A 23,005-nucleotide genomic window follows, 5' to 3' on the forward strand; every position below is an offset into this window, starting at 1 on the left:
CTCTCGCTCACCGAGGCGCACCGAGGCGCACCGAGGGGAACCTGCTGCATGAGCGACAACATCCCGGCGCTACCGCGCCGTATTTTTCTCGCTACGAGCTGCGCTACAGCGTGCCTGGCTGCCGCCGGATGCAGCGTCGGCGAAGCCCCGTCCGGTGAGGACACCGCTTCCGACGGTCCCATCACCTTGTCGGTGAACGATGTTCCTGTCGGCGGTGGAATCGTGCTCGCCGACCGGCAGGTCGTCGTCACCCAACCGGAACCCGGTACCTTCCGGGCCTTCTCGGCTATCTGTTCTCACCAAGGGTGCACAGTGAACCGAGTCCGCAACGGCACGATCGAGTGCCCCTGCCACAACAGTGCCTTCTCGATCACCGACGGGGTGGTCGTGCGCAGCCCCGCTACCGAGCCACTGCCGAACCGCGCCGTGACCAGAACCGTAGATACCCTCACAGTCGACTGATCCATCACCGGGCGGCCGAACATGCGAGGTGGACGGGTTCGGGGTGAACGGTGTCGACCGGGCCGATGTGCGGCAATCGAGGACCCACTCTGTGCCCCCACCCGACTGGTGCCGGTTCCGGTACATCGCTGCCGTGTCGACGACAGCACGGCGTGCCGATCTCGCACCGGGTCGAGACCTGCCTACCAATTGACCTCTCGGCAACGGCCTTCGCCTTCCTGGGGTTCGACCTGCACAGTGGCGTGCTCGAGACCGAACTCGTCGCGGAGAACCTGCTGCGCTGCAGCGAGCACCCGGGGTGTCTCGGCCTCCGGGGCGACCGTCAGATGCGCCGAAGCGACCTCCATCCCCGACGTCAGTGTCCAGATGTGCAGATCGTGTACCTCTTCGACATCGTCGACACCGGTCAGGGCCTTTTCCACGGCGGCGACATCGATGCCCGACGGAGCGTGTTGCAGCAGAATTCGTACGGCATGACGCCCCAGAGTGAATGCACGCGGCAAAACGAACAACCCGATGGCGACCGCGATGACCGGGTCGGCGTACCGCCACCCGAACACGACGGTGACCAGTCCGCTGACGAGCACTCCGATCGAGCCGAGCATGTCCGCCATCACCTCCAGATACGCACCCCGAACATTGAGGCTCTCTTTCGCACCACTACGCAGAAGGAGGAACGCGATGAGGTTCATGGCCAGACCGAGCAGTGCCACCAACATGACCGGAATCCCGGGCACCTCCGGTGGGTTCGTGATGCGTTGCGCGGCTTCGTAGAGAATCCACCCAGCGACACCGAAGAGCAGCACTGCATTGAACAGAGCCGCGAACACTTCGGCTCGATACAGTCCGAACGTGCGGCCGGTCTTGCGAGACTGCCGCTGTGCGAGTGTGATTGCCACGATCGCCATCAAGACCCCGAACACGTCGGTGAACACGTGCGCGGAATCGGACAACAACGCCAGCGACGAGGTGGACAGACCCACTACCACCTGCGTCACCAACGTAACCGCCCCGAGACCGACAGCGATCCACAGTCGCCCGAGGTGCTTACCGGATGCGCTCGCCGGCGATCCCGGCTCTATCCCGTGGCCATGTCCGTGTCCCATCGTGGGTACCCCTTCTCGGCGTGGTTCGATAGCAGGAACACAACATATTGCGATATGCGCATATATGCAAGTGTCGTGTTCGCTGGAAGCTGCTGCCCGCGCGGCCGCACTGCGTCGGCGCAGAACTATGATTCGTAGTAGTTCGATCTCGGTTGCGCGACTTGGTGGCGCAGCCGTGCCGATATTGCCGGCCGACAGTTTTCCCGCCACACATCATCCACGTAAGGGGTGCCGCGTCATGGCCACCGACGACATGGCCACCGAAGCCGCACTCTCGACCCGCGGTCCGGTGAATCGACGCTCCGGTTCGCAGGTGATGCTGCTGTGGGCCGCGATCGCGGCAGTGGTGGCCGCTGTGCTCGCGGCGTTGTCGACGTCGCAGGCGCTGATTCTGCTCGGGCTTCCCGATCCGGGACCGATCACGACCTACGGTATTCCGGCGCTGACCGCGCTCGGAGAGGTAGCCGCGGTCGTGGCGGTGGGGTCGTTGCTTCTCGCAGCGTTCCTCGTTCCTCCCCAAATGTCGGGTGTGCTCGCCATCGACGGGTACATCGCCGTCCGCACCGCGGCGAAGGCCTCCGCAGTGTGGGCGGTGTGCGCGGCGGCGTTGGTGCCGCTGACGCTCTCGGACGCGTCGGGTCAACCTGTCGGATCCGTTGCGGCGCAACCGGTGCAGTTCCTCGGTGCGATCGGCGATGTCGAGGCCTCCACTGCATGGGCCATCACCTCTGCGGTCGCGGCGATCACCGCCGCAGCATGCGCGGCGGTGTTGCGGCATCGGTGGACCCCCGCCTTGTTCGCCCTGTCGATGCTCGCGTTGATCCCGCGCGCGGTCACCGGCCACTCCTCGACCGGCGGCAATCACGACATCGCGACGAACTCGTTGATTCTGCACATCCTCGCTGCCGCTCTGTGGGTGGGCGGACTCCTCGCACTTCTCGCTCATGCGCTGCGCGGGGGTGGACACCTTGCCGTCGCGACCCGCCGCTATTCGACGCTCGCTCTGGTTGCGTTCGTGATCATGGCGGTCTCCGGAGTGGTCAACGCTGCCGTGCGTGTACCCGTGACGTCGCTGTGGGATTCGACGTACGGCGCTCTGATACTGGCGAAGATCGCAGCCCTGGCGATCGTGGGGACCCTCGGGTGGATACAGCGACGACGAACGGTCGGCGCTCTGGCTCACAATCCCGAGAACCGCAGATCCCTGATCACGTTGTCGATGATCGAGACCCTCGTTCTCGTCACCACAGTGGGCCTGGCGGTTGCACTCGGTCGCACTCCCCCGCCCCCGCCGCAGGACGCCTCGCTACCTCAGGCGCACGAAGAGGCCTTGGGCTACGTGTTGGACGGCCCGCCCACCGCTGCGCGGTTGGCGTTCGAGTGGCGTTTCGACCTGGTGTTCGGCTCCGCTGCGGTGATCGCGGCCGTCCTGTACCTGGTGGCCGTGCGGCGCCGCCGGCGGGTAGGCCTGCCATGGCAGAGGCGGTGGACAGCGAGCTGGTTGATGGGCACTGCGGTGCTGCTCGTGGCGACCTCGTCCGGGGTCGGGCTCTACAGCCCGGCGATGTTCAGCGTGCACATGGCGGGACTGACCGCGGTCGCCATCGCCGTGCCGTTGCTGTTGGTCCTCGGCCGACCGGCCACCTTGTTCGCCTCGGTCCTGCCGACCGCGCCGGCAGCCGACGCACCGGGCTCGCGCGAATGGCTCCGGGCTGCATGGCACAGCCGAGCAGCCCGGATCGCGATCCACCCGTGGGTCAGCACCACGGTGTTCCTGAGCAGCTTCTACCTGATCTACCCCGGCGGAGTGTTCGACACCGTCGCCGACTCGCATGTGGCACACATGGTGATGAAGGGCTGGTTCCTGACCGTCGGGATGGTGATGTTCTGGGGCACGGTCGGCGAAGACCCGGTACCGAGACCGATCGCGGGACTGACGAAGTTGCTCGCGAGTATCACCGCGTTGGCCGGGTTCGCATTCTTCCTCGTCGTGACGATCGATCTCGAGACCGCGCTCGGAGCGAGCTTCTACAGCGGACTGCGTCTGGATTGGAACGCAGACCTGCTGGCCGACCAGCGGCGCGGCGGCACTCTTGCGTGGGGCATCGGCGAGTTGCCGTTGCTCGCTGCCGCGGTTCTCGCCGCGGTCCGGTGGTCGGCGGCCGACGAGAGCGCGGCACGGCAACGAGATCGCCGAATCGACGATCAAGGTGATACCGAACTCGAGGCGTACAACACCATGCTCGGTGGCCTGTCCTCTCGGCGCGATCACCCCTGATACCCGAAGAATCCGTTCTCGGTCAGGGACGCCGTAGCCCGCGGGATGTCCTCCGAGGACCGTGACCAGCGGTATGGGCGAATCCGGGTCGAGTGGGATGGAAAAACTATGCTCGATAGTAGTAACCTGTGGCCTGACCGTCACCATTTCGTTATCTCGAGCGAGGCCTCGGCCTCGTAGCCACCAAGGATTGTGATCTTGGCCCGACACCGCACACCCGATCCGATCGACGACGACTGCGCAGCGCCGGCGCGCGGCGGCGTGATCTCGATGCCCGTCGGCACCAGGCCGACGGCGCTCACCGATCGCCCCCGTCATCGACGGGCCGAGTTCGCACCCTCACGTTTTGTGACCGAGTCGCCCGCCGATGCCGGGTACTCCGACACTCTGCCGGAGGACGAGCACACGCCCTCGGCGCTGACGCCCGCACCGGATGGAACCGTTCACGCGGTCAGCGACGCCTGGGACACCGCGGCCGCGGACACTACCGCGTCGATGTGGGCGGCGCACGTGGCCGGTCCGGACGAGACGACACACGGCGAGGTCGACCGCGGCGTAGTCCAGCCCGTGTCGCGAAGTGCTCGCCGCGGACTTCATCGCCGCCGGGTGCCGAAGCCGGGTGGCCGCGCCATCGCTGCGTCGGTCGCGGTCGGTGCCTTTCTTTCCGCGGCAGCGACGGCTCCGAACACCGGGTCGCAGGACAGTGTGGCGCTCAGCGCCGCGAGTATCGATCGACCTCCCGCCGGCGTCCTGCCGCCGAGCCCGGTCGTTGCCTCACCCCCGCAGGTGTTGCAGTTGCCCGATCTCGATGTCGGCCGACTCGCGCAGCGCATGACCGAGCAACTCGCCGAGGGGGGAGTTCGGGCGGCGGAGCGCGCTGCACGCGATGCCGAGGCGCGCCGCCCGCTCTCGGTGGTGCCGGTGTCTGGCACATTGACCTCCGGTTCTGGGCCACGTTGGGGGACAACGCATTACGGACTCGACATCGCCAACACGATCGGGACGCCGATCGTATCGGTGACCGACGGCGAGGTCATCGAATCAGGGCCGGCGCAAGGGTTCGGCCTGTGGGTGCGAATTCGTCAGGACGACGGCACGATCGGGGTGTACGGGCACATAGACCAGGCGCTCGTCACCGCCGGTCAACGTGTGAAAGCCGGCGAGCTCATTGCTACGGTAGGCAACCGAGGCCAATCCACCGGACCCCACCTGCATTACGAAGTGTGGCAACCCGACGGTGCCAAGTCCGACCCGACGGCGTGGCTGTCGGCACGCGGAGTCGATATCAGCTGACACGACAAGGAAAGAAGAACTGGCGATGAAAAGGCTCGGTGATCTCGAAGCGGAGGTGATGAACGTGCTCTGGGAATGCGATCGACCGCAGTCGGTCCACGACCTGCGTGAACTCATGGCCGACAGAAACCCCGCCTACACCACGATCCTGACCGTCGTGACCCATCTCCACGAGAAGGGGTGGGTCGAGCGGACCAAGCAGTCACGCGCGTACCTGTACTCCCCGGTGCAGTCGCGCGCGGAGGCCACCTCGCAAGCTCTGCGCGAAATCCTCGACACCAGCACCGACTCGGCCGCCGTCCTGATGCATTTCGCGAAAACCGTCACCGACGACGAGCTCGACGCTCTGCGGGGGAACCTGCCGGACGTGAACCGGTGATCGTCGCGCTGGTGTTGCTCCTCGCGGCGATCATCGCGGCCGTCGCCCTGCCGCGGCCGCTGACCTCTCTCACCCGCACCGTGAGCCCCACTCTCGCCTTGACCGCATGGATCGGCAGCATCGCCGGGGTGCTGTTTCTCGTGGGATCCGCGGTGACCGTGTTGCTCTGGCCCGGCCATGCGCCCGCCGAGGGCATGGTCGAACTCGCCGTCCGCTGTCTGGGCTCACTGCAACACGCGGCCCAGCCGTGGATCGGCGAAGCGGTCGCCGGAGCATCGGTCGTCCTCGCGGCGTCGGCGTCGGCGCGCGTCCTGCGCTCGACTCGCCGTCAACTTCGAGCCCGGTCCAAAGTCCGCGACTATCACCGCGATGTCATCGCCGTCGTCGCTCGCACGGACCCCGGACCAGAACCGATCATGTGGCTCGACCACCCGCTCCCGCTGGCCTACAGCATCGACGGTCGCCCCGGCTACGTCGTGGCCACCGAAGGCCTGCTCGCCCATCTCGATCCCGATCAACAGCGAGCTGTGATCGCACACGAACGAGCCCACCTGCGCGGGCGCCACCACCGCATCGTCAACATCTGCGAGATCCTGGCAGCGGCGTTCCCTCGCGTTCCCCTGTTCGCCGCAGCACCTGCAGCGGTGCGGGTTCTGGTCGAGGTCGCCGCGGACCGGTCCGCGGCCGCGGTCACCAGCGCCGACACTGTACGTTCGGCACTGTCGACGGTCTCGCAGGCGCATTCTGCACGTCCACTGTGGGCACTGGGCCTGATCGGCGAATCGACCACCGAACGACTCCGCCACCTCGATACGAGCGCGCAGATGCCGACCCGGACAGTGCCCGGCGCATACGCTGCCGCCGCCGTACTGCCGCTCGTGGTGCCGGCCGCCATGGCAATCCTCACCCTCAGTGCGATCTCCGCCGCAGCGTGTGCGGCCGTACTGACCTGACCCACCCAAATACTATGCAGCATAGTATTTGAGTTAGGCTGTCGGACGCGTCCTGTAATTCGCGTGCGATTCGAAGGTGGTTCCATGACGGCGCTGACATCTCCTCCGGCTGCGCCGGCGGTTCGCCCCTATCCACCCCGCGGGGCCCGCAAGGGGTCGTTCCTGCACACGATGGTCACCACCACCGATCCGAAGGTCATCGGACTGATGTACCTGGTGACCTCGTTCGGATTCTTCCTCGTCGGCGGCCTCATGGCCTTGATCATGCGCTCCGAACTTGCCGTTCCGGGAATGCAGTTCCTCTCCAACGAGCAGTACAACCAGCTCTTCACCATGCACGGCACGATCATGCTGCTGCTCTACGCCACCCCGATCGTCTTCGGCTTCGGCAACTACATCCTGCCGCTGCAGATCGGCGCACCCGATGTCGCCTTCCCCCGGCTCAATGCCTTCTCCTACTGGCTCTATCTGTTCGGCGCACTGGTCACCACCGCCGGGTTCATCAGCCCCGGCGGTGCCGCCGACTTCGGCTGGACCGCATACACCCCGTTGAGCAGCGCCGTCTACTCCCCCGGTATCGGATCCGACCTGTGGATCGTGGGCCTGCTCATCGCAGGCCTGGGCACCATCCTGGGCGGGGTCAACATGGTCACCACCGTGGTGTGCCTGCGCGCACCGGGAATGACGATGTTCCGCATGCCGATCTTCACCTGGAACATCCTGGTGACCTCGATCCTGATCTTGCTGGCGTTCCCACTGCTGACCGCAGCGCTGATGGGCCTGCTCGCCGACCGGAAACTCGGCACCCACATCTTCGATCCCGCCAACGGCGGGGCGTTGCTCTGGCAGCACCTGTTCTGGTTCTTCGGTCACCCCGAGGTCTACATCATCGCGCTACCGTTCTTCGGAATCGTCTCGGAGATCTTCCCGGTCTTCTCCCGCAAACCCATCTTCGGGTACAAAGGTCTGATCTACGCCACCGTCGGCATCGCAGCCCTGTCCATCGCGGTGTGGGCGCACCACATGTATGCCACCGGCGCCGTGCTGCTGCCGTTCTTCTCGTTCATGACCTTCCTCATCGCTGTGCCGACCGGGGTGAAGATCTTCAACTGGATCGGCACCATGTGGCGCGGCCAGGTCACCCTCGAATCCCCCATGCTCTTCTCCATCGGATTCCTCGTCACGTTCGTCTTCGGCGGGCTGTCCGGAGTGCTCCTGGCGAGCCCGCCCATCGATTTCAACGTCACCGACACCTACTTCGTCGTCGCGCACTTCCACTACGTCGTGTTCGGAACGGTCGTCTTCGCGACCTATGCGGGGATCTACTTCTGGTTTCCGAAGATGACCGGCCGCATGCTCGACGAACGACTGGGCAAGTGGCACTTCTGGATGACGTTCCTCGGATTCCACGCCACCTTCCTCGTCCAGCACTGGCTCGGAGCGCAAGGAATGCCGCGCCGGTACGCCGACTATCTTCCGTCCGACGGGTTCACCACCCTCAACCAGGTCTCGACCGTGGGATCGTTCGTTCTCGGAGCCTCGACGCTGCCGTTCATCTGGAACGTCTTCAAGAGCTACCGCTACGGCGAAGTGGTCACTGTCGACGACCCGTGGGGGTTCGGTAACTCCCTCGAGTGGGCGACCAGTTGCCCACCGCCGCGGCACAACTTCACCGAGATGCCCCGAATCCGCTCCGAGCGGCCGGCGTTCGAGCTTCACTATCCGCACATGGTCGAACGCATCCGCGCCGAGCAGCACGTCGGTGGCCCGCACTCGGATTCGATCGCGCCCTCGGAAGTGATCACCGAAGCCATCGCCGGCCATGAACGATCCGATCCTCCGGACCCGGTGAAATAACCATCGCCGCAGAAGTGACCCACCGCTAAACCGCCCTCCCTACTACTATGACCCGTAGTTGTTGGGTCGGGCTCGATACAGAGGAGTACCCCACGTGAAACGTCTGATGCTGATTGCCGTGATGATCTGCGGGACAGCATTGTTCGCTGCGGCGCCGGCGTCGGCGCACAGCGAACTGGTCAGCTCCGACCCGCCCGCCGATGCCACACTCGACTTCGCGCCGATCGGTGTCGGTCTGGTGTTCAACCAGGACATCAACGAATCGTTCGCGACCATCAGCGTCGTGGGTCCTGGCGACACTCAGTGGGCACAGGGAACGGCCACGGTCGAGGGCCCCGACGTATCGGTCCTGCTCGAGGACGGACTCCCCAACGGGGAGTACACCGTCGGCTACCGGGTCACCTCCGCGGACGGGCACCCGATCACCGGATCGTACGGTTTCTCCGTCGACGTTGCGGCGACCGCCACCCCTCAGGACGCCGCTGCACAGCAGTCGCAGAGCGGTGCGACCTCGACCTCGCCGACTCCTGCTACCACGGCAACGCAGCCCTACGATCCCAACAATCCGTCCGCCAGCGAAGACCGGCCACCGAAACAGAACACCATGATGCTGCTCTCGATCGTGGGCCTGGCTGTGCTCGGTCTCGGTGCCATCGCCCTGACCCTGGTGATCCGAGGCAAGAACAAGCAATGACAGGGTGCCGATGATCATCGCTGCCGTTGCTCCCCCGGAAGGGCCGCCGACGCTGGCAGCGTTGTTGAGCTGGGATCTTCCTCCCCTACCGATCCTGCCGATCGCCGGTGTCGTCATGGCCGGGCTGTACTGCTGGGGGCTCTACCGGGTCCGCGGTCGAGGTATCGCATGGTCGCGGTGGCGGAGTGCGAGTTTTCTGCTCGGTTGCGCGGCGCTGGTCCTGGTGACCGGACTGCAGATCGAACGCTACGGCTACAGCCTGTTCAGCGTCTTCATGTTCCAGCATCTGACGTTGTCGATGACCATCCCACCGTTGTTGGTGGTGGGTTCGCCCGGACGACTTCTCCTGCGAGCCACCGCGCATCACGGAGCCGGTAGGTGGGTACTGATCGCGGCGCTGACGGGGTTGCGTAGCCGCGCCGGACGCATCGCTCTCCATCCCGGGCTGACGATCCCGTTGTTCCTTTTCAGCTATTACGGGCTGTATCTGTCGTCGATCTTCGATGTTCTCGCCATCACAGTCATCGGGCACGTATCGATGGAGATCTTCTTCTTCGCCAGCGGGCTGCTGTTCATCATCCCTGTGCTCGCCGTCGGCCCCCTCCCCGTTCGGCAGAGCAATCTGGGCCGGTTGTTCGACCTGTTCGTCGAGATGCCGCTGCACGTGTTCTTCGGTGTCATCTTGATGATGTCGAGCACCCCAATGCTGGCGACCTTCGCCTTCCCACCCCCGGAATGGGGCATCGATCCGGTATCCGATCAGAAGCTCGCCGGAGCGTTGGCGTGGTCCTACGGCGAACCGGTCGCCCTACTGGTCGTGCTCATCTTCTGCATTCAATGGAACCGGGACGAAAAAGAGGAATCGGCCGTCGCGGATCGCCAAGCCGAAGAGGACGGATACAGCGAACTGAACGCTTACAACGACTTCCTCAAACAGATCGGCACCGAAACCCGGTCCCGCACCGGACGATGACGCCAGACACTCTTACCGGCCTGAATGGAAAGCACGATGAGCCACGACGCACGACAGGACAGCAGATGCCACTGATCCGCACACCCTCAACTGCTCGAGGACGGCTTGCCCTACATGTGCTGGCTTACAACGTCGTGCGCCTGCTCCTCGTGTGCGTGGCCGCAGGAGTGCTTTTGGCCGTCGACGCGCTGACCAGTCTCGACATCCCCTTCGTGTTGGTTCTTCTCATCGCACTCGCAGCAAGCCTGCCGCTGTCGGCACTGACCCTCAGGAAACTTCGCCGAACCATCAACGAAGACATCGATGCAGTGGATCGGAAGCGCACCACGAGACGAGGACCAGCGACACGACCACCCCGTACCAAGAGACCGTGAAGCCGCGTGCGAACTTTCGACACAAACCCGGTCGTCGTTCGGTGCGATGTTCGCTGACTCATTCACAATGGGAAGTCGCTTCTGCGGGGTGACCCTCTTGGGATCGTCGCGCGCTGAAAACTATTGGTCGCACTCCGGCATTTCTGCATCTACGAACTCGAGAAGTTCTTCGCTTTCGATCTGTACCAGTCGACCTATACCGTGAATTAGACCAGCAGGTCATACGCCCACTCGTACACCCAGCGAGGTAACGCAGGTGCGTCGAACGGTGCGGCGGCGAAATTCGATTCGACGCGAACTACGCAGTCGGGGATCGCGTCGACGGTGCGGGAGCCGAAGGATCGAGCAGCGACGATCCACTGTCCGCGGTGATGCACTCGGATCGCGGTCGACACGGTGCACCGCCCATCAGAGTATCCGGCGGTGAGCTGGTGGAATTCCCACTCGACGTGCTGGTTCTGTCCGAAGAAGTGTGTCAGCGTCTCGGCGAAGGATGGCCCGTAGAGGGTCCCTCGGTCGGTGTCGATGCGGATGAAATTCATGGCTTCGGCCTCTTCGAGTCATAGCGGCAATGCGAGGTGTGCGTGGAAAGTTGCTCAGAACAGGGGAATTTGGCTGCGCGCCGCGAGACTGTCGCGGAACTCTTGGAACTTGCTTAGAAGGTCTGAGGCGACTGCCTCGGTGTAACAGATGGACCGCGCAACTTCGTTCAGTGTGTTGCCGGCGGCCAGGGCTTCATCTATCTCATGCCCGGCAGCGAGGTTTTCAACTTCGTCCGTATCTCGATGTGCGACGTCTGCGGCGGCCAACCGGACAGAAGCGAGGGCAGCTCGACGCCGCTCACGGCCCGGCTCTGTCTCTTCCCGCGCCGTCACAGTGTGCTACCGCTGCGGAAGGCGTTCAGGCGGTTTGTCGCTTCACGTTGCGCCCTTCCGATTTCGACGAGCTGGTCGAAGAGGAATTCTTCCGGCGCTTCCTCGGCGATCTGCTGAATTCTGATCCCTGCCTCGAAGAAGCTGCGTCGGTAACTTTCCGACAGGACCATGCCGGCGTAGTCGGTTGCCGATGCTCCGCATGCGTTCGCTGCGGTGACGTCGGTCAGTGTTCGACGCAGCCGTGCACCGCGGTGTCCACTGGCACCTGACCGGACAAGAACGCCCAGAACACTCGCGGGGTCGTGTGGGAGGTTGTCGATGATCAGCCCCTGCACGATGCCATACAGCTCGCGATAAACGGGATCGTGGAAATCGTTGGCCTGCAATGACGCTGCAATGCGGGCGGCCTCGTCGGTGTCCTGCAACCACATCAGTGCGCAGATGACCAGTGCTTCCGATGCCGTCTCCGGATGGTCCGTCAGATCAGCGTGATCGTCGTCGGTGGGTTCGACTGCTCTCAACGGGGTCATCTGTTCGCCTCGTTTCTCTTTGCGGGTCTGTTGCGGGAGAACTGGATTCGGTACTCCGGTGGCGCTGTGCTTGGTTATGCCGCGTTGGTCGTCATTGCGGAGGTGTGGGTCAGATGTAGAGAAGGTTCGGTGGTGCGGTGCCGTCGAACTGCTCGAGGCTGTCGAGGACGGCGTTGTAGTTCTCGGGCCTGCAGCTTCCGAGTCCGATGATGAGGGCACAGGTTCCGTCGAGTGTGACGAGGTAGGACGGCGGCGTTCCGTTGTCGGACGATGCGTGCTCGCGTGCGTCGAGGAGGGCGACACGGACGGCATCGGCGGCGGCGCGTTTCGCACCTTGGAGATTGGGTTCTGCTCCGGTTGCGGTAAGAATTTCGGGGTTGTCCTCGGGGTGTGTGGTGACGGTCCAGGTGATCATCGTTTGGTTCCTCGTCGCTCGTGCCGGCCAGCTGCTTCTAATCGAGCGTCACACGAGGTCCGTAACAAAGCGTTCGCTGCGGAGGCGGTCAGGCGAGGGTGTGGATAACTGTGGTGTCGAGTCAGCCTGTGGATAAACGACGTTCGGCCCCGGGGTTGGGGCCGAACGTGTGGTACTAGACGTCGTCGAAGACATCGAGGAGTTTGGCGGGGTCGCGACGGTAGCGGCTGCCGTCGAGAAATACTCCGACGGCAGCACGGTGAACGCGTCGGAGTTCGGCCATCAGGGTGTCGTACCCGATGCGGTCGGTGATGCGCCACGTGACAGGTCCCATGTGCAGGTCTACCCAGTGGATGGTGCGACGTTGTTCGGAGCTGTAGCGGTGGTGCGGCACTGCTGTGTGTTCGGGGCTGTCGAGCCACAAGACGGAGATCGCAGCGGCCCCGAATTCTGCGCCTGGTTGGGCGGGGTGGGGGGCTTGTCCATCGGCTCCGGCAAGTGCGGCCCGGACGGTGGCAAATCCGGTGATGACTGCGGATACTGTTTCGGCGCTGCGGAAGGTCATCATGACGTGACCTAGTGCGACGATCATCTGCGCTTCGTCGGTTGCTGCGGAGGTGGCGGTGATAGTGGCCTGTTGGGGTCCTGTGACCAGGACGGTTGTGTGGGTGACAATTCCGGTGGTTCGGGCGTTGTGTGCGGCGGTGGTCCGTCGTCCTGTGCTGGAAGTACTCTGCGGCATGTCGGGCTCTCTTTCTGTTGCGGGACCGGCTCCCCCGGCCCTTTCGCTCTGCCAATTTCTTTTGCCGTCATCTGGCTCGAAGAAGAGAAGGCGGCGCACTGGACCGGCGTCCTGGCCCTGATCCGGAAAGTTTTCAGCCGCAGGCGCTTTGAAAAGTTTTCGGAGCCCATCGGGCCGGAGCAAGGCGGAGTCAGGATTAGGTAAGACGGGTCAGGGTGTTGCATGCTCGACCGGAGCCAGATGTGCGAAGGAAATTGTTCTTTCGCAGTGCGAAGCGCAGCGGAGCTCTATCCGGAGACCGCCGGAGGTGGTCCCGGGGCAGCACACGTTTCGACGCAGACTGAGCCACCCGAGGCGACCACCTCCCAGCCATCGACAGCCTGGGGCGATTGCGCGGGAGCGACGGAGAGCAACAAAGCTCGATATCGCGGCAGCCCTTCTATTCTGCGGACATGCGGTCACGCTCGCTGGCTGGCGTGTCATCGAATTCGGCTTGCCCATCCGGGTGGCCCTCGCGGATCCCCGCGGTGACTTCTTCCCACTTCCGATATCGGCGCATCGCGGTCGATGCAACGGAGCCGTCCGTTTCTTTACCGATTCGTGCCCACGACCATTCGCGGTGTGCGTGTCGGAGCCGCGCTGTTTCCGCAACTTCCGGTGTGAGGTCGTCTACTTGCAGTCGAGGCGAGTCCGCCGTGTCGACGTGTTCTCCCCACGTGCCGTCTTCGCCCTCTGAGTGATCCCGGCTTGGGCTGGGGCCTTCGTGGCTGAAGTCGGTGTCTGTCCAGTCCCGCTCCGCTGTGGCAGCACTTGGAGCGAATTCCACTCTGACGGCTCCGCGAGGCGCACGAAGTATGACGGCCAGCACTTCGGTCATCGCAAGGAGCGCAATAGGTGCGATGGTGGCAATACCCGCCGAGACGACGGCCGGAAGCAAGGTCGCACTCAACACTGCGTGGTACGGGTTACCCGCAATCGACGCCGATGCGGCAACACGCAAGATCGTGACGACGAAGCGACGGCCCTTGATCGTGCGGTTGTCCGTGTGGTTGGACAGCGCTATGGCTGTCACGGTTGTCGAGACGATCGCCCCGTCCAACACGACTGGAATCACCCACGCTTCGCCGGGACCTATCCCAGCCCTCACCGCGAGATCCCGCAACACAGCGAAACTGAGCCAGAAGGACGCCCCGGCGATGCCAACTGTCAACGCAATGGCTGTTGCCAGGGCCCACTGCAAAATCGCTGGATGCAGCGCAACGACATCCGACGGCTTCGTTGTCAACGGGATTGCCGCTGAATGTGATCGGCTCATCGGATTCTCGGTCCTCGTGCGAGAGGGCCGGTTCGTTGCGGGAAGGGCGCACCGTCGTTGAATCTGTGGCGCAACAACTCCAAATACTCTTCGATCGCCGCATTGACGAGATCCGACGGGCCCCGCGGCGCGCCGGGTGTTGCGGACAGTGCTTCGGCTGCGTTGAGAAGATCGTCGACGGTGGACTGGTAGAGGTAGTACGAACGCTTCTGTTTTGCGTTGTCCGGTGACGGTTGCGCACCGGTCTCGGCCGCCGAAACGGTGTCGGGTGCGTGCTGCGTGTGCTCCGGCGGGTCGACCGGGCTCGACCCGGCGAGTGCGCTCTTCATACGTTCGGGGCGGCCCATCACAGGTGTCCCCTCGTGAGCAGCGAAAGTGTGTCGCGGTAGATCGTCGACAGGCTGCGAGATTGTGTTGTCCCCCAGTCGATCAGGCTGGTTTGGGCCTCCATCGAGTCCTTGATGACAACACGTTTGGGTACGGCATCGCCGAGAACGTTGATGCTCGCGGCGATCTCGATCAGTTGTTCTCGACCGCTGATTGTCGCGATCTCGTGAAGGTTGACGATCGCCCCGAGCATGTCGAGGTCCGGGTTGTAGCTGCGCTTGACTGCGTCGATGGTGCGCAGTAGCCGCGCGAGTCCATTCGCTGAGAACAGCGCGGACTGAGTCACGACGACGGCGGCGCGCGCTGCCACAAGGGCGTTGATGGTCAGCAGATCGAGGCTAGGTGGGCAGTCGATCAGGACCACGTCGTAGACGCCTCGCACGACGTCGATTGCGTCGCGAAGCCGCCGCTCTCGGCCGGCACCGGCGACGACCAATTGATCGCGGACATAGGCCAGGGACTCGTTTCCCGGCGACGTGGGTACCAGGTCTACGCCAGGCCAGATGGTGGGGACAACAGCATCGGCGATGGTCGCGTTCGACGACTCGGCGAGTACGTCGGCAACACCGACATCGTCGCTCTCGAGCTCGGTCCTGGTCAGGACTGTGCTGGCGTTGCCTTGCGGATCCACGTCGATAACGAGTGCTCGCTTCCCCGCTTGGGCAACGGCGTAGGCGAGGTGAAAGACGGTGGTGGTCTTACCCACGCCGCCCTTCTGGTTGCAGAACGCAAAGATGTCAGCGGGCATGGTGGGTCTCACTTTCCATGGATGAATGGGACGAACTGGCGGTATTGCGGGTATGGGACGTCATGCACGCCTTGGAACCGAGGGATGAGTCGCACCCTGTAAAAGGGTCGGGTGAATTACAGGTGAGGGGCGCGATGCGTGAGTCGCGTGCCATAGGCGAAAGACGCGCCATAGTGGCATGAGAAGCATTTACCAACAACACATCCCGAGCTTGACTCTCTACCTTTGCAGGCATTGGAGGTATGGCCACTGCGGGATGTATGACGCCCGTCGCCAGCGAGTCATCTGAGGCACTCTTTGCGGGTAATTCAGGTACGTCAGTTTTGCGGAACGCCGCCGCACCGCTAGCGGGAGCGGCCTGCACCGGCGAACTGCCGCGCTCGAGCTGAAGCAGCCAAATATGTTGCTCTGCTTGGATCTTCACGGAATCGACGTTCACAACGGATATGAGTAAGCGAGCGGCGTGGACTGAAAGATCGAGGCCTGCATGACGGTTCGTCATGCAGGATAACTTGGTCATGTCAGCATTGCAGATGGGTCGAGAACTCAATTGGTACCTCCATAGTGGTGACGTATGAAAGACAAGGGACTTCGTTCGTTCCCTCCGGACCCCCCATGGCCCCTGAGCCAATTTCCGCACCCACGTTGTCCGCTCCACGCCCGATAGCCCCGCGCCTCAGTGGGCGCGCGGCTAATCGGTATCGCCACCGGTTCGATGATCAGTCGAGCTGGTGGTGCCTCGGGGCCGGTCTCCGAGGATTTACAAAGGGTGCACAGGCCGGCGGCAGGCTGGTGTTACGTCGGGCTCTGCCAGAAAACGACGCTGCTGCGGCACATCAGGCCTTGCTAGGAAGTCCCGTAGCCAAGGCTTGTGCGGCACGAGCAGAAGAACTCGACCGCGCTGTCGCGGGTCAAAACATGCGTCATCGCCCGCTCGGCCCCTGACCTAAATCGAGGGCGGAGAACGGTGACTCGGCGAAATGTCTTGAATGACTTATCAAGACGCTCTATGATCGGTGGCGAAGCTCCTTCCTCACGGGTTGTGGTTTCGACGCCCTCGGCCTCGGTGCTGGTAACACTGAGATTTTCCGGGGGCGTTTCAGTTTCCTGAGGGACAGTTGGCTCTCGGCCTCACGCGACGCCTGAGCTGGCGTCGGATTGCGCCTCGAGACCTTCGATGTACTCATCGATGGCCGTATCCGGGATCAGCCGGCGCTTGCCGACCTTCACGCTCCGGATTTCTCCGGACGCGATCTTGTTGAAGAAGTTGGAACGTCCAAGTCCCGTGCAAGCCATAGCCTCCGGGACAGACAACAACCGTCTGGGCATCTTCAGCACCTCCACTGAATTGTGTAGTAGAGCCACATTCTGCAGGACATTTCTGGTCAGTCCACGTGGTTCCACCACAGAGTACCAAGTACGTAGCCATCCCACAACGGGGAGACATTCTCCGCTAGACTGCGTAACCATGACGCAGTCGTGGGCGGAATCGATCGTTGCCCGGGTCGCCTCGGAAGTGCGCCGACTTCGAGGTAAAGACCACTCCGCTCTGTCCGCAGCAAAGCTTGCCGACAGGACGGTTGACTTCGGGTGGGGGATCTCGCGATCTGTAGTCGCGGACTTGGAGACCGGACGAAAGAAGAGCTTGGACGTCTCGGAACTCTTGATTTTGGCTGCGGCACTGGGAGTCTCACCAGCACAACTGGTCTATCCGGACCTCCCCAAGGGAAGAGTCGAAGTACTCCCAGGGCTCCAGCAGGAGTCTCACGATGCCCTCCGCTGGTTCAGCGGGGAGGCTGGGCTGATGCGGCCGAGCTCCGAGTGGACCGAGGAGGAATCCGACGCTCCTTTCGAAATGTGGGTACGTGACACCTTCGACCCGAAGAACGATCGCGTTGGGATCACTCGTGAATGGCTTGATGCGTTGAAGGCGATGCGGCGTGCTCGGGTGCAGCTCCGAAGCGGCCTTTCCAAGAATGAATCAGCTGAGCACATCGAGTCGATGCAATATCTGTACGAGGATGCTCGACGGCGTTCGGAAGAGCTCTTTAGACGGATGACCGAACTGGGCATGAACACGCAGGACGAAGAGGATGGCTAGGCAGCAACTGCCGCCACAGATCAAGAAGATCTACGTCACCAATCGGTCTACAGGCAGTACCGAGTTGCGGTATCAAATGACCGTCGACGCTGGTGGTGCCGACGCCACCGGCACCCGGGCGTCGAAGCGAACGCAGTTGCGTCGTCGATTTCTTACGGAGAAGGACGCTCGCGCAGCCCTATCCAAGGTGCTCGAGGAAGTCTCGAAGGGGACATTCGTTCCCTCCTCGACCACCACGGTCGAGGAGGCTTGCGCTGAGTGGCTTGCCGGACGACGCGTACGAGAGTCCACTAAAGCCGCGTACACCCATGCCATTCAACCGCTGCGCGATACTTACGGCGCGCTAGCGGTGCAGAAGTTGACCAAAGGTCACTTGGACGCTCTGGTGAACGATCTGTTGGCCGGCCGCTCGGTCAAGCCCGATGGCCAACTGCGACGTCCGTGGAAGGCCACTTCGATCAATCCGATGCTCAACCTTGTAAGCGCAGTCCTCACCGGGCTGATGCGAGAAGGGCGATTGGTACGAGACGTTGCCGCGCTCGTCGACCGCGCGCCCCGTGTGCACGTCGAGATGCAGACATTCACGGAGGACGAAGTGCAACGCCTCCTGGAAGCATCGACGTGCGATCGGAACGGCCACGCTTGGCTGCTTGCTCTGAGCGGCCTCCGACGCGGTGAGCTGTGCGGGCTTCGATGGAACGATGTCGATCTTCACGCCGGCAGCCTGACAATCAACAACACGCGAGTCTCGGTCAATGGACGTGTCGTAGAGGGCCCTCCGAAGACAGAAAAGTCCAAGCGCACGCTTCCCCTCACACCAGCCCTAAAATCCGCACTCGAAACTGCACACCGCTTGCAGGGTGTGGAACGAAAGAGCTCGACCTACGTCGGCCCTGGCACCTACGTCGTGTCCGACGCTGTTGGGCGACCTTTCCATCCCGATACGGTCAGCGACTATTGGCGCAGGCTATGCACCAACAGCAAGGTGTCCGACATCCGCCTCCACGACGCCCGCCACACGTGTGGGACTCTGCTGCACCTTCAGGGTGTGCCGATTGCCGTCATCTCGGCATGGCTTGGGCACTCGGACAACGCATTCACAATGCGCACCTACGTCCATTCCCAGAACCATGCGCTACTGGGCGCAGCCGACACTTTGCAGTCACTCGTCCAGCGTCGCGACGAGCCATCCGACGATGCGCGTTGACCGGCGTTTGTCCGCAACCGTCCACATAGGAGCAGGCGGTCTCACCAGGCGCTGTTCCGGCGAGTTCTGCGGCACTTGTGACATTCTGTGACACTGAGCTCGCCTAATCGGCAATGAATCTCATTACTAGTAGCTCAAAAAGCCAGTTCAGAACCCTTTTTCAGTGGAGCCTCCTAACGGGATTGAACCGTTGACCGCTCGCTTACAAGGCGAGTGCTCTACCGCTGAGCTAAGGAGGCAGTGAAGCGAAGCCAGCATATCCGTTCATCGGACGCTCAGTAACAACAGGTACCTTGTCCGTGGATCACCCCAGCAACGTGTAAAGACGGTCATGACTTTCCTGCAAGACCTGACGGCTTCGCTGAGCCGTCTCACCGGTGAGCGTCGGGCCACCATCGATACGCCGACCGCAGCACCGTCGCCCCTACGTCCGATCGATCTGACCGACGATGCGTCGGTTGCGGAGGTGCTGGACCTCGCGGTTCGCGTCGGCGAAGTGCTGTTGGCCTCGGGCACGGCAGCGATGGATACGGCGACTCAGGTGCAGTACATCGCCGCGACGTACGGCCTCGCGCGATGCGATGTCGATGTCACGTACAACTCGATCACCCTCAGTGCTCACCGGGGCCCGACGCGTCCTCCGGCGTCGACGATGCGCATCGTGCATTACCGCTCGATGGACTTCACGCGGCTGGCCGAGGTCGACCGCCTCATTCGCGCCGTGCGCGTCAAGATGGTGCCGCCGAGCGCGGCGCTCGAGCGGCTCGACGAGATCACCAAGGCTCCGCACCCGTACAACCGGTGGATTGCGACGCTGGCGTGGTCGGGCATGGCCGCTGCCATCAGTGTGTTGCTCGGCGGTGGCGCGTTGGTGGCTGTGGTCAGCTTTCTGACGACGATGGTGATCGACCGCATCGGACGCGTCCTCAACCGTGCGGGCCTGCCGTTCTTCTTCCAACAGGTTGTCGGCGGCTTCGTGGCGGCGACACCGGCGATCACGCTCTACAACTTCCAGGACCAGCTGAACATCAGTATCTCGCCGTCGCAGATCATCGCGGCCGGGGTGATCGTGCTGCTCTCGGGGCTCTCGCTCGTCGGTTCGGTGCAGGATGCGATCACCGGTGCCCCGATCACGGCGGTGTCGAGATTCTTCGAAGTGTTGATGATGACCGGCGGCATCATCGCCGGCGTCGCGACGTCTCTGCGGTTGGCCGCGCTGATCGGCAGCGATCTGCCGCAGATCAGCAACCTGGCCCCACCGGACATCCTGCAGGTCCCCACCAAGGTGATCGCCGGCGCAGCAGCGTCGCTGTTCTATGCACTGGCCTGCTACGCCGAGCGTCGTGCGTTGACGGCTGCCTTCATGGGCGGCTTCGCGGGCTCGCTGGTGTATCTGCTCTCGCAAACGCTCAACGTGGGGCCGATCATCGCCTCGGCCATCGCTGCCACCGTCGTCGGATTCGCGGGTGGTCTGTTGGCTCGTCGTGCGCTGATTCCACCGTTGATCGTCGCCGTCGCGGGCATCACTCCCCTGCTCCCCGGCCTGGCGCTGTACCGCGGTCTGTACGCGATCCTCAACGACCAGCTACTGCTCGGCATCAGCTCGTTGTTCGCCGCGTTCGGCGTCGGCTGCGGCCTGGCCGCCGGTGTGACTTTGGGTGAGTGGGGTGCCCGCACCCTGCGTCGACCACGCATCATCGCGCGCACGGAAGAACTACTGCGCCCGACGCTTCGCCGCACAGAAGAACCGCGCCGACCGACTGTTCGTCGGCGGCGCGGTACGAGTCCTTCGTAAGAGGCGGAGCTCAGGCCTCTGTGCTGGGGGTTCCCTCAGCGGATGCGCGTGCAGCAGCGTCGGCCTCCATGGCCTCACGCAGGCTGCGCGGACGCATGTCGGTCCAGTTCTTCTCGACGTACTCCAAGCACGCGGCGCGGGTGTCTTCACCGAAGACGACACGCCATCCCTGAGGGACCTCGGAGAACGTCGGCCACAGCGAATGCTGGTCTTCGTCGTTGACCAGCACGAAGAAGCGTCCGTCTTCGTCATCGAACGGGTTGGTACTCATCTCGCCTCACTCGTCGCGAACGTTTGGTTGGTAAGTCTGCACCGTGAGGTGCCACACGACCCTAGCAACGCAGGTCGAGCCGTGGTGCCGTCAGGCCTTCAAGAAGCCGAGCATTTCCGCATTGACGGCCTCGGGACGCTCGAGATATCCGTAGTGCCCGGCGTCCGCTATTTCGACGTACCGCGCACCGGGAATGGCGTCGGCCAGTTCCTTGCCAAGGTACGGCGGGATCATCCGATCGTCGGCGAATCCGACCGACAGGCACGGCACCGACACGCCGCGGTAGGCCGCAGTTCGATCGAAATCGTCCTCCATGCCCAGCTGAGCGCGCACGCCGGCGGACGGCGAGGAGGCGGAGAACTCGAACAGGTCGAGCCAGTCGCGTGCCCCGCGAGAATCACGCAACGTCGCAGGCGACAGGTTCATCACCGCTGTCACCGCAGCCGAATAGGTTCCCGGGAGCTCGACGCGCTTGTCGTACAAGGCTCGCTCGCCGTTGGCGAGAGTCTTCTGAAATTCGTCGACTCGGGCGTGGCCGGCGAGGAAGACCGCTTTACGAACCAGGTCGGGCCTACTCAGAGCGAGCTCCTGCGCGACGCGTGAGCCCATCGAGGTTCCGACGACGTAGGCCTTCTCGTCGCCGTTGCGAACAAGTTCGATCAGGCCGGCGGTATCGGCGACCATGTCCTCCATGGTGATGCCGTGCGTGCTCTCCGACGACGGCGCGATGCCGCGATTGTCGAAAGTGCACACCCGGTATCCCGCTGCTGTGAGAGCGGGCACCTGATGCAGCTCCCACACACGGCCCGGGCTACCGGTGCCCATGATCAGAACTACCAGGTCTCCACTGCCCTTGACCTGGTAGTTCAGGTCGATGCCGTTGATCTTGGCGATAGGCATACGTCTCCTTACTGCTGATTCGTCCGTCCGGGATCGTATCGTCCGACACCGACACGGGGTTACTCGAACAGCCAGTGGGTACCTGGTGTTACATGACTGACGAGAACGTAGCGGGCGAAGCACGCAAGGGATTGCTCGACGGAATCAAGGGCAAGGCCAAAGAGGTCGTGGGCGCGGTGACCGGCAACGACTCGTTGACGGCCGAGGGCCAATTACAGGCTGCTCAGGCTCGTGAACACAAGGAGGCCCAGGCCACGGAGCGGGTCGCCGAAGCGCAGGCCACCGAAGCCGCCGAGGAACTGGCCGACGTTCGCACGTCAGCCGAAAGCCGCCGAGAGGCCGCAGAGGAGAACGCCGCGGTCACCGAGGCGCAGGCAGATCGGGTGCGTGAGACGCAGGTGGTCGCGGCCGAGCAGAACAAGCGCGAGACCATAGCGCAGGAGCGCGCTGCCGCTGAGGTCGACGCGACCGCCGAGCAGATCGAGGCCGAAGAGGACCGGCGCATCGAGCAGGCTGCCGCGGACTCCGACGAAATGGTGGCCGCACAGAAGCACCAGGAGGCGCTTCGTCAGGCCGAGGCCGATCGCAAGAAGGCCGAAGAGCTCCGCAACCAGGCCTGAACCACTACTGCAAAACAGGAGTTTCGTTTCATGAGTGTCCTAGCCATACCGATGACCATTCTTCGCATCCAGTACAAGATCGCTCGAATTCCGTTGCAGCTCATCGAGACCAACGTGGTCGAGAAGATGAATGCGGAATCACCCGCGCGCCTGGTGTACGAGCACACGCTCGGTTCACTGGACCGTGCCGTCGGAAACCTGTTGGGAGACAAGGGACTCGCCGATCGCGGCGAAACCCTGGTCGACAGCACCGAGAACCGTGCCGAAGCAGCGCGCCTCGACGCCGAGGCTCGGGCCAAGAAGGCCGCAGCCAACGACGAACTGAAGGTGGCTCGCGAGACCGCCGAGAAGGATCGCCGCGCAGCCGACGCCGCCGCCCAGGAATCCGCACGTGACGCCCGCCAGGAGGCCGAGCAACGCAAGCGCGAGGCCGCTCAGGATGCCGAGCGTGAAGCCGCCGCCAAGAAGAAGAAGGCCGACGAGCAGGCCGCTGCCACCGCGAAGGCCGCAGAGGATCGCAAGAAGGCGCAGCAGGCTCAGGTCGACAAGCAGGAGAAGCTGGCCGCCGCGCCGTCCGAGGCCGAACTGGCCGAGGCCGCCGAGCGTTCCGACGAGGCCGCCGCCAAGAAGGACGAGGCAGAGCGCATCGAGAAGCTGTTCATCGCAGAGAAGAACAAGGACTGACTTCGGTACTGTCGGCGAATTACCGATCTCCGGCAGGACCTCACAC

At 63.5% G+C, this 23,005-nt stretch carries 26 protein-coding genes and 1 tRNA gene; 14 read left to right on the plus strand and 13 right to left on the minus strand.

Annotated features, from left to right (window positions below):
- The first annotated feature begins 48 nt into the window (after positions 1–48).
- Positions 49–462, plus strand: a complete 414-nt coding sequence (locus tag QM615_RS13650; protein ID WP_057479439.1) for a Rieske (2Fe-2S) protein — start codon at positions 49–51, stop codon at positions 460–462.
- A gap of 182 nt (positions 463–644) precedes the next feature.
- Here QM615_RS13650 and QM615_RS13655 read toward each other — a convergent pair whose 3' ends face one another.
- Positions 645–1,568 (minus strand): cation diffusion facilitator family transporter, encoded by a 924-nt coding sequence (locus QM615_RS13655; protein WP_032370892.1) that lies wholly within the window; start codon positions 1,566–1,568, stop codon positions 645–647.
- Between the two features lie 238 nt (positions 1,569–1,806).
- On the opposite strand from QM615_RS13655, the gene QM615_RS13660 reads away from it, so the two are divergent.
- The gene (locus QM615_RS13660; RefSeq protein ID WP_094650928.1) at positions 1,807–3,846 is read left to right on the plus strand and encodes a bifunctional copper resistance protein CopD/cytochrome c oxidase assembly protein; all 2,040 of its coding nucleotides are present in this window, start codon (positions 1,807–1,809) and stop codon (positions 3,844–3,846) included.
- Between the two features lie 140 nt (positions 3,847–3,986).
- On the opposite strand, the gene QM615_RS13665 is transcribed toward QM615_RS13660, so the two are convergent.
- Positions 3,987–4,148, minus strand: coding sequence for a hypothetical protein (locus QM615_RS13665; protein WP_155288468.1), 162 nt, complete (start codon positions 4,146–4,148; stop codon positions 3,987–3,989).
- A gap of 193 nt (positions 4,149–4,341) precedes the next feature.
- Between QM615_RS13665 and QM615_RS13670 the strand changes: the two genes are divergently transcribed.
- From QM615_RS13670 to QM615_RS13700, 7 genes are all read left to right on the plus strand, one after another.
- Entirely contained in the window at positions 4,342–5,139 is a 798-nt protein-coding gene (locus tag QM615_RS13670; RefSeq protein ID WP_094651186.1) for a M23 family metallopeptidase, read from the plus strand.
- 25 nt (positions 5,140–5,164) lie between these two features.
- Positions 5,165–5,518 carry a BlaI/MecI/CopY family transcriptional regulator gene (locus tag QM615_RS13675; RefSeq protein ID WP_032382574.1) on the plus strand — a complete coding sequence of 118 codons (354 nt, stop codon included), beginning with the start codon at positions 5,165–5,167 and terminating at the stop codon, positions 5,516–5,518.
- Positions 5,515–6,471: a M56 family metallopeptidase gene (locus tag QM615_RS13680; protein WP_094650929.1), complete on the plus strand. Its 957-nt coding sequence runs from the start codon at positions 5,515–5,517 to the stop codon at positions 6,469–6,471. The genes QM615_RS13675 and QM615_RS13680 overlap by 4 nt, the downstream gene beginning before the upstream one ends.
- Before the next feature lie 84 nt (positions 6,472–6,555).
- A complete protein-coding gene (ctaD, locus tag QM615_RS13685) occupies positions 6,556–8,328 on the plus strand; it encodes an aa3-type cytochrome oxidase subunit I (protein WP_094650930.1) in 1,773 nt (590 codons plus the stop codon).
- A 94-nt stretch (positions 8,329–8,422) separates the two neighbouring features.
- The gene (locus QM615_RS13690; protein WP_037107040.1) at positions 8,423–9,022 is read left to right on the plus strand and encodes a copper resistance CopC family protein; all 600 of its coding nucleotides are present in this window, start codon (positions 8,423–8,425) and stop codon (positions 9,020–9,022) included.
- Positions 9,023–9,032: 10 nt separating this feature from the next.
- Positions 9,033–9,995, plus strand: a complete 963-nt coding sequence (locus tag QM615_RS13695) for a cytochrome c oxidase assembly protein (RefSeq protein WP_094650931.1) — start codon at positions 9,033–9,035, stop codon at positions 9,993–9,995.
- Between the two features lie 116 nt (positions 9,996–10,111).
- Positions 10,112–10,369 (plus strand): DUF4229 domain-containing protein, encoded by a 258-nt coding sequence (locus QM615_RS13700; protein ID WP_052057734.1) that lies wholly within the window; start codon positions 10,112–10,114, stop codon positions 10,367–10,369.
- Between the two features lie 206 nt (positions 10,370–10,575).
- Here QM615_RS13700 and QM615_RS13705 read toward each other — a convergent pair whose 3' ends face one another.
- The 8 genes from QM615_RS13705 to QM615_RS13740 all read right to left on the minus strand — a co-directional run bounded on the left by QM615_RS13705 (position 10,576) and on the right by QM615_RS13740 (position 16,725).
- The gene (locus QM615_RS13705) at positions 10,576–10,911 is read right to left on the minus strand and encodes a hypothetical protein (RefSeq protein WP_094650933.1); all 336 of its coding nucleotides are present in this window, start codon (positions 10,909–10,911) and stop codon (positions 10,576–10,578) included.
- 329 nt (positions 10,912–11,240) lie between these two features.
- A complete protein-coding gene (locus tag QM615_RS13710) occupies positions 11,241–11,774 on the minus strand; it encodes a DnaB-like helicase N-terminal domain-containing protein (protein WP_037107051.1) in 534 nt (177 codons plus the stop codon).
- A gap of 109 nt (positions 11,775–11,883) precedes the next feature.
- Positions 11,884–12,189: a hypothetical protein gene (locus QM615_RS13715; protein ID WP_094650935.1), complete on the minus strand. Its 306-nt coding sequence runs from the start codon at positions 12,187–12,189 to the stop codon at positions 11,884–11,886.
- Between the two features lie 175 nt (positions 12,190–12,364).
- On the minus strand, positions 12,365–12,931 hold the full coding sequence (locus QM615_RS13720; protein ID WP_094650936.1) for a hypothetical protein: 567 nt from the start codon (positions 12,929–12,931) through the stop codon (positions 12,365–12,367).
- Between the two features lie 439 nt (positions 12,932–13,370).
- Positions 13,371–14,246: a DUF2637 domain-containing protein gene (locus QM615_RS13725; RefSeq protein WP_094650937.1), complete on the minus strand. Its 876-nt coding sequence runs from the start codon at positions 14,244–14,246 to the stop codon at positions 13,371–13,373.
- The gene (locus QM615_RS13730; protein WP_094650938.1) at positions 14,243–14,593 is read right to left on the minus strand and encodes a hypothetical protein; all 351 of its coding nucleotides are present in this window, start codon (positions 14,591–14,593) and stop codon (positions 14,243–14,245) included. Before QM615_RS13730 ends, QM615_RS13725 begins: the two co-directional genes overlap by 4 nt.
- The gene (locus tag QM615_RS13735) at positions 14,593–15,381 is read right to left on the minus strand and encodes a ParA family protein (protein ID WP_094650939.1); all 789 of its coding nucleotides are present in this window, start codon (positions 15,379–15,381) and stop codon (positions 14,593–14,595) included. The genes QM615_RS13730 and QM615_RS13735 overlap by 1 nt, the downstream gene beginning before the upstream one ends.
- A gap of 1,131 nt (positions 15,382–16,512) precedes the next feature.
- Positions 16,513–16,725 (minus strand): helix-turn-helix transcriptional regulator, encoded by a 213-nt coding sequence (locus QM615_RS13740; protein ID WP_230074464.1) that lies wholly within the window; start codon positions 16,723–16,725, stop codon positions 16,513–16,515.
- Between the two features lie 124 nt (positions 16,726–16,849).
- Between QM615_RS13740 and QM615_RS13745 the strand changes: the two genes are divergently transcribed.
- On the plus strand, positions 16,850–17,482 hold the full coding sequence (locus QM615_RS13745; protein WP_094650940.1) for a helix-turn-helix domain-containing protein: 633 nt from the start codon (positions 16,850–16,852) through the stop codon (positions 17,480–17,482).
- The gene (locus QM615_RS13750; RefSeq protein ID WP_094650941.1) at positions 17,475–18,689 is read left to right on the plus strand and encodes a tyrosine-type recombinase/integrase; all 1,215 of its coding nucleotides are present in this window, start codon (positions 17,475–17,477) and stop codon (positions 18,687–18,689) included. Before QM615_RS13745 ends, QM615_RS13750 begins: the two co-directional genes overlap by 8 nt.
- A gap of 164 nt (positions 18,690–18,853) precedes the next feature.
- On the opposite strand, the gene QM615_RS13755 is transcribed toward QM615_RS13750, so the two are convergent.
- A tRNA-Thr gene (locus QM615_RS13755) sits at positions 18,854–18,928 on the minus strand.
- A gap of 92 nt (positions 18,929–19,020) precedes the next feature.
- Between QM615_RS13755 and QM615_RS13760 the strand changes: the two genes are divergently transcribed.
- On the plus strand, positions 19,021–20,484 hold the full coding sequence (locus tag QM615_RS13760) for a threonine/serine exporter family protein (protein ID WP_094640838.1): 1,464 nt from the start codon (positions 19,021–19,023) through the stop codon (positions 20,482–20,484).
- A 10-nt stretch (positions 20,485–20,494) separates the two neighbouring features.
- Here QM615_RS13760 and QM615_RS13765 read toward each other — a convergent pair whose 3' ends face one another.
- Together QM615_RS13765 and QM615_RS13770 are read right to left on the minus strand one after the other, a co-directional pair.
- Positions 20,495–20,755: an MbtH family protein gene (locus QM615_RS13765; protein ID WP_008710007.1), complete on the minus strand. Its 261-nt coding sequence runs from the start codon at positions 20,753–20,755 to the stop codon at positions 20,495–20,497.
- Positions 20,756–20,845: 90 nt separating this feature from the next.
- Positions 20,846–21,655 (minus strand): alpha/beta fold hydrolase, encoded by an 810-nt coding sequence (locus QM615_RS13770; RefSeq protein WP_149407346.1) that lies wholly within the window; start codon positions 21,653–21,655, stop codon positions 20,846–20,848.
- Between the two features lie 92 nt (positions 21,656–21,747).
- Here QM615_RS13770 and QM615_RS13775 point away from each other — a divergent pair, with 92 nt between their 5' ends.
- Positions 21,748–22,275 carry a general stress protein CsbD gene (locus tag QM615_RS13775; protein ID WP_068055948.1) on the plus strand — a complete coding sequence of 176 codons (528 nt, stop codon included), beginning with the start codon at positions 21,748–21,750 and terminating at the stop codon, positions 22,273–22,275.
- Positions 22,276–22,305: 30 nt separating this feature from the next.
- A complete protein-coding gene (locus tag QM615_RS13780) occupies positions 22,306–22,959 on the plus strand; it encodes a hypothetical protein (protein WP_149407347.1) in 654 nt (217 codons plus the stop codon).
- Positions 22,960–23,005: the final 46 nt, after the last annotated feature.

This window comes from Rhodococcus sp. IEGM 1341 (assembly GCF_030056895.1).
GTDB lineage: Bacteria > Actinomycetota > Actinomycetes > Mycobacteriales > Mycobacteriaceae > Rhodococcoides.

Excerpts from the sequence above, each read along its gene's own strand:
- QM615_RS13650 (WP_057479439.1), top strand. The coding sequence starts at position 49 with ATGAGCGACAACATCCCGGCGCTACCGCGCCGTATTTTTCTCGCTACG.
- QM615_RS13655 (WP_032370892.1), bottom strand. The coding sequence starts at position 1,568 with ATGGGACACGGACATGGCCACGGGATAGAGCCGGGATCGCCGGCGAGC.
- QM615_RS13660 (WP_094650928.1), top strand. The coding sequence starts at position 1,807 with ATGGCCACCGACGACATGGCCACCGAAGCCGCACTCTCGACCCGCGGT.
- QM615_RS13670 (WP_094651186.1), top strand. The coding sequence starts at position 4,342 with ATGTGGGCGGCGCACGTGGCCGGTCCGGACGAGACGACACACGGCGAG.
- QM615_RS13675 (WP_032382574.1), top strand. The coding sequence starts at position 5,165 with ATGAAAAGGCTCGGTGATCTCGAAGCGGAGGTGATGAACGTGCTCTGG.
- ctaD (WP_094650930.1), top strand. The coding sequence starts at position 6,556 with ATGACGGCGCTGACATCTCCTCCGGCTGCGCCGGCGGTTCGCCCCTAT.
- QM615_RS13695 (WP_094650931.1), top strand. The coding sequence starts at position 9,033 with ATGATCATCGCTGCCGTTGCTCCCCCGGAAGGGCCGCCGACGCTGGCA.
- QM615_RS13705 (WP_094650933.1), bottom strand. The coding sequence starts at position 10,911 with ATGAATTTCATCCGCATCGACACCGACCGAGGGACCCTCTACGGGCCA.
- QM615_RS13710 (WP_037107051.1), bottom strand. The coding sequence starts at position 11,774 with ATGACCCCGTTGAGAGCAGTCGAACCCACCGACGACGATCACGCTGAT.
- QM615_RS13715 (WP_094650935.1), bottom strand. The coding sequence starts at position 12,189 with ATGATCACCTGGACCGTCACCACACACCCCGAGGACAACCCCGAAATT.
- QM615_RS13720 (WP_094650936.1), bottom strand. The coding sequence starts at position 12,931 with ATGCCGCAGAGTACTTCCAGCACAGGACGACGGACCACCGCCGCACAC.
- QM615_RS13725 (WP_094650937.1), bottom strand. The coding sequence starts at position 14,246 with ATGAGCCGATCACATTCAGCGGCAATCCCGTTGACAACGAAGCCGTCG.
- QM615_RS13730 (WP_094650938.1), bottom strand. The coding sequence starts at position 14,593 with ATGGGCCGCCCCGAACGTATGAAGAGCGCACTCGCCGGGTCGAGCCCG.
- QM615_RS13735 (WP_094650939.1), bottom strand. The coding sequence starts at position 15,381 with ATGCCCGCTGACATCTTTGCGTTCTGCAACCAGAAGGGCGGCGTGGGT.
- QM615_RS13745 (WP_094650940.1), top strand. The coding sequence starts at position 16,850 with ATGACGCAGTCGTGGGCGGAATCGATCGTTGCCCGGGTCGCCTCGGAA.
- QM615_RS13750 (WP_094650941.1), top strand. The coding sequence starts at position 17,475 with ATGGCTAGGCAGCAACTGCCGCCACAGATCAAGAAGATCTACGTCACC.
- QM615_RS13760 (WP_094640838.1), top strand. The coding sequence starts at position 19,021 with ATGACTTTCCTGCAAGACCTGACGGCTTCGCTGAGCCGTCTCACCGGT.
- QM615_RS13765 (WP_008710007.1), bottom strand. The coding sequence starts at position 20,755 with ATGAGTACCAACCCGTTCGATGACGAAGACGGACGCTTCTTCGTGCTG.
- QM615_RS13770 (WP_149407346.1), bottom strand. The coding sequence starts at position 21,655 with ATGCCTATCGCCAAGATCAACGGCATCGACCTGAACTACCAGGTCAAG.
- QM615_RS13775 (WP_068055948.1), top strand. The coding sequence starts at position 21,748 with ATGACTGACGAGAACGTAGCGGGCGAAGCACGCAAGGGATTGCTCGAC.
- QM615_RS13780 (WP_149407347.1), top strand. The coding sequence starts at position 22,306 with ATGAGTGTCCTAGCCATACCGATGACCATTCTTCGCATCCAGTACAAG.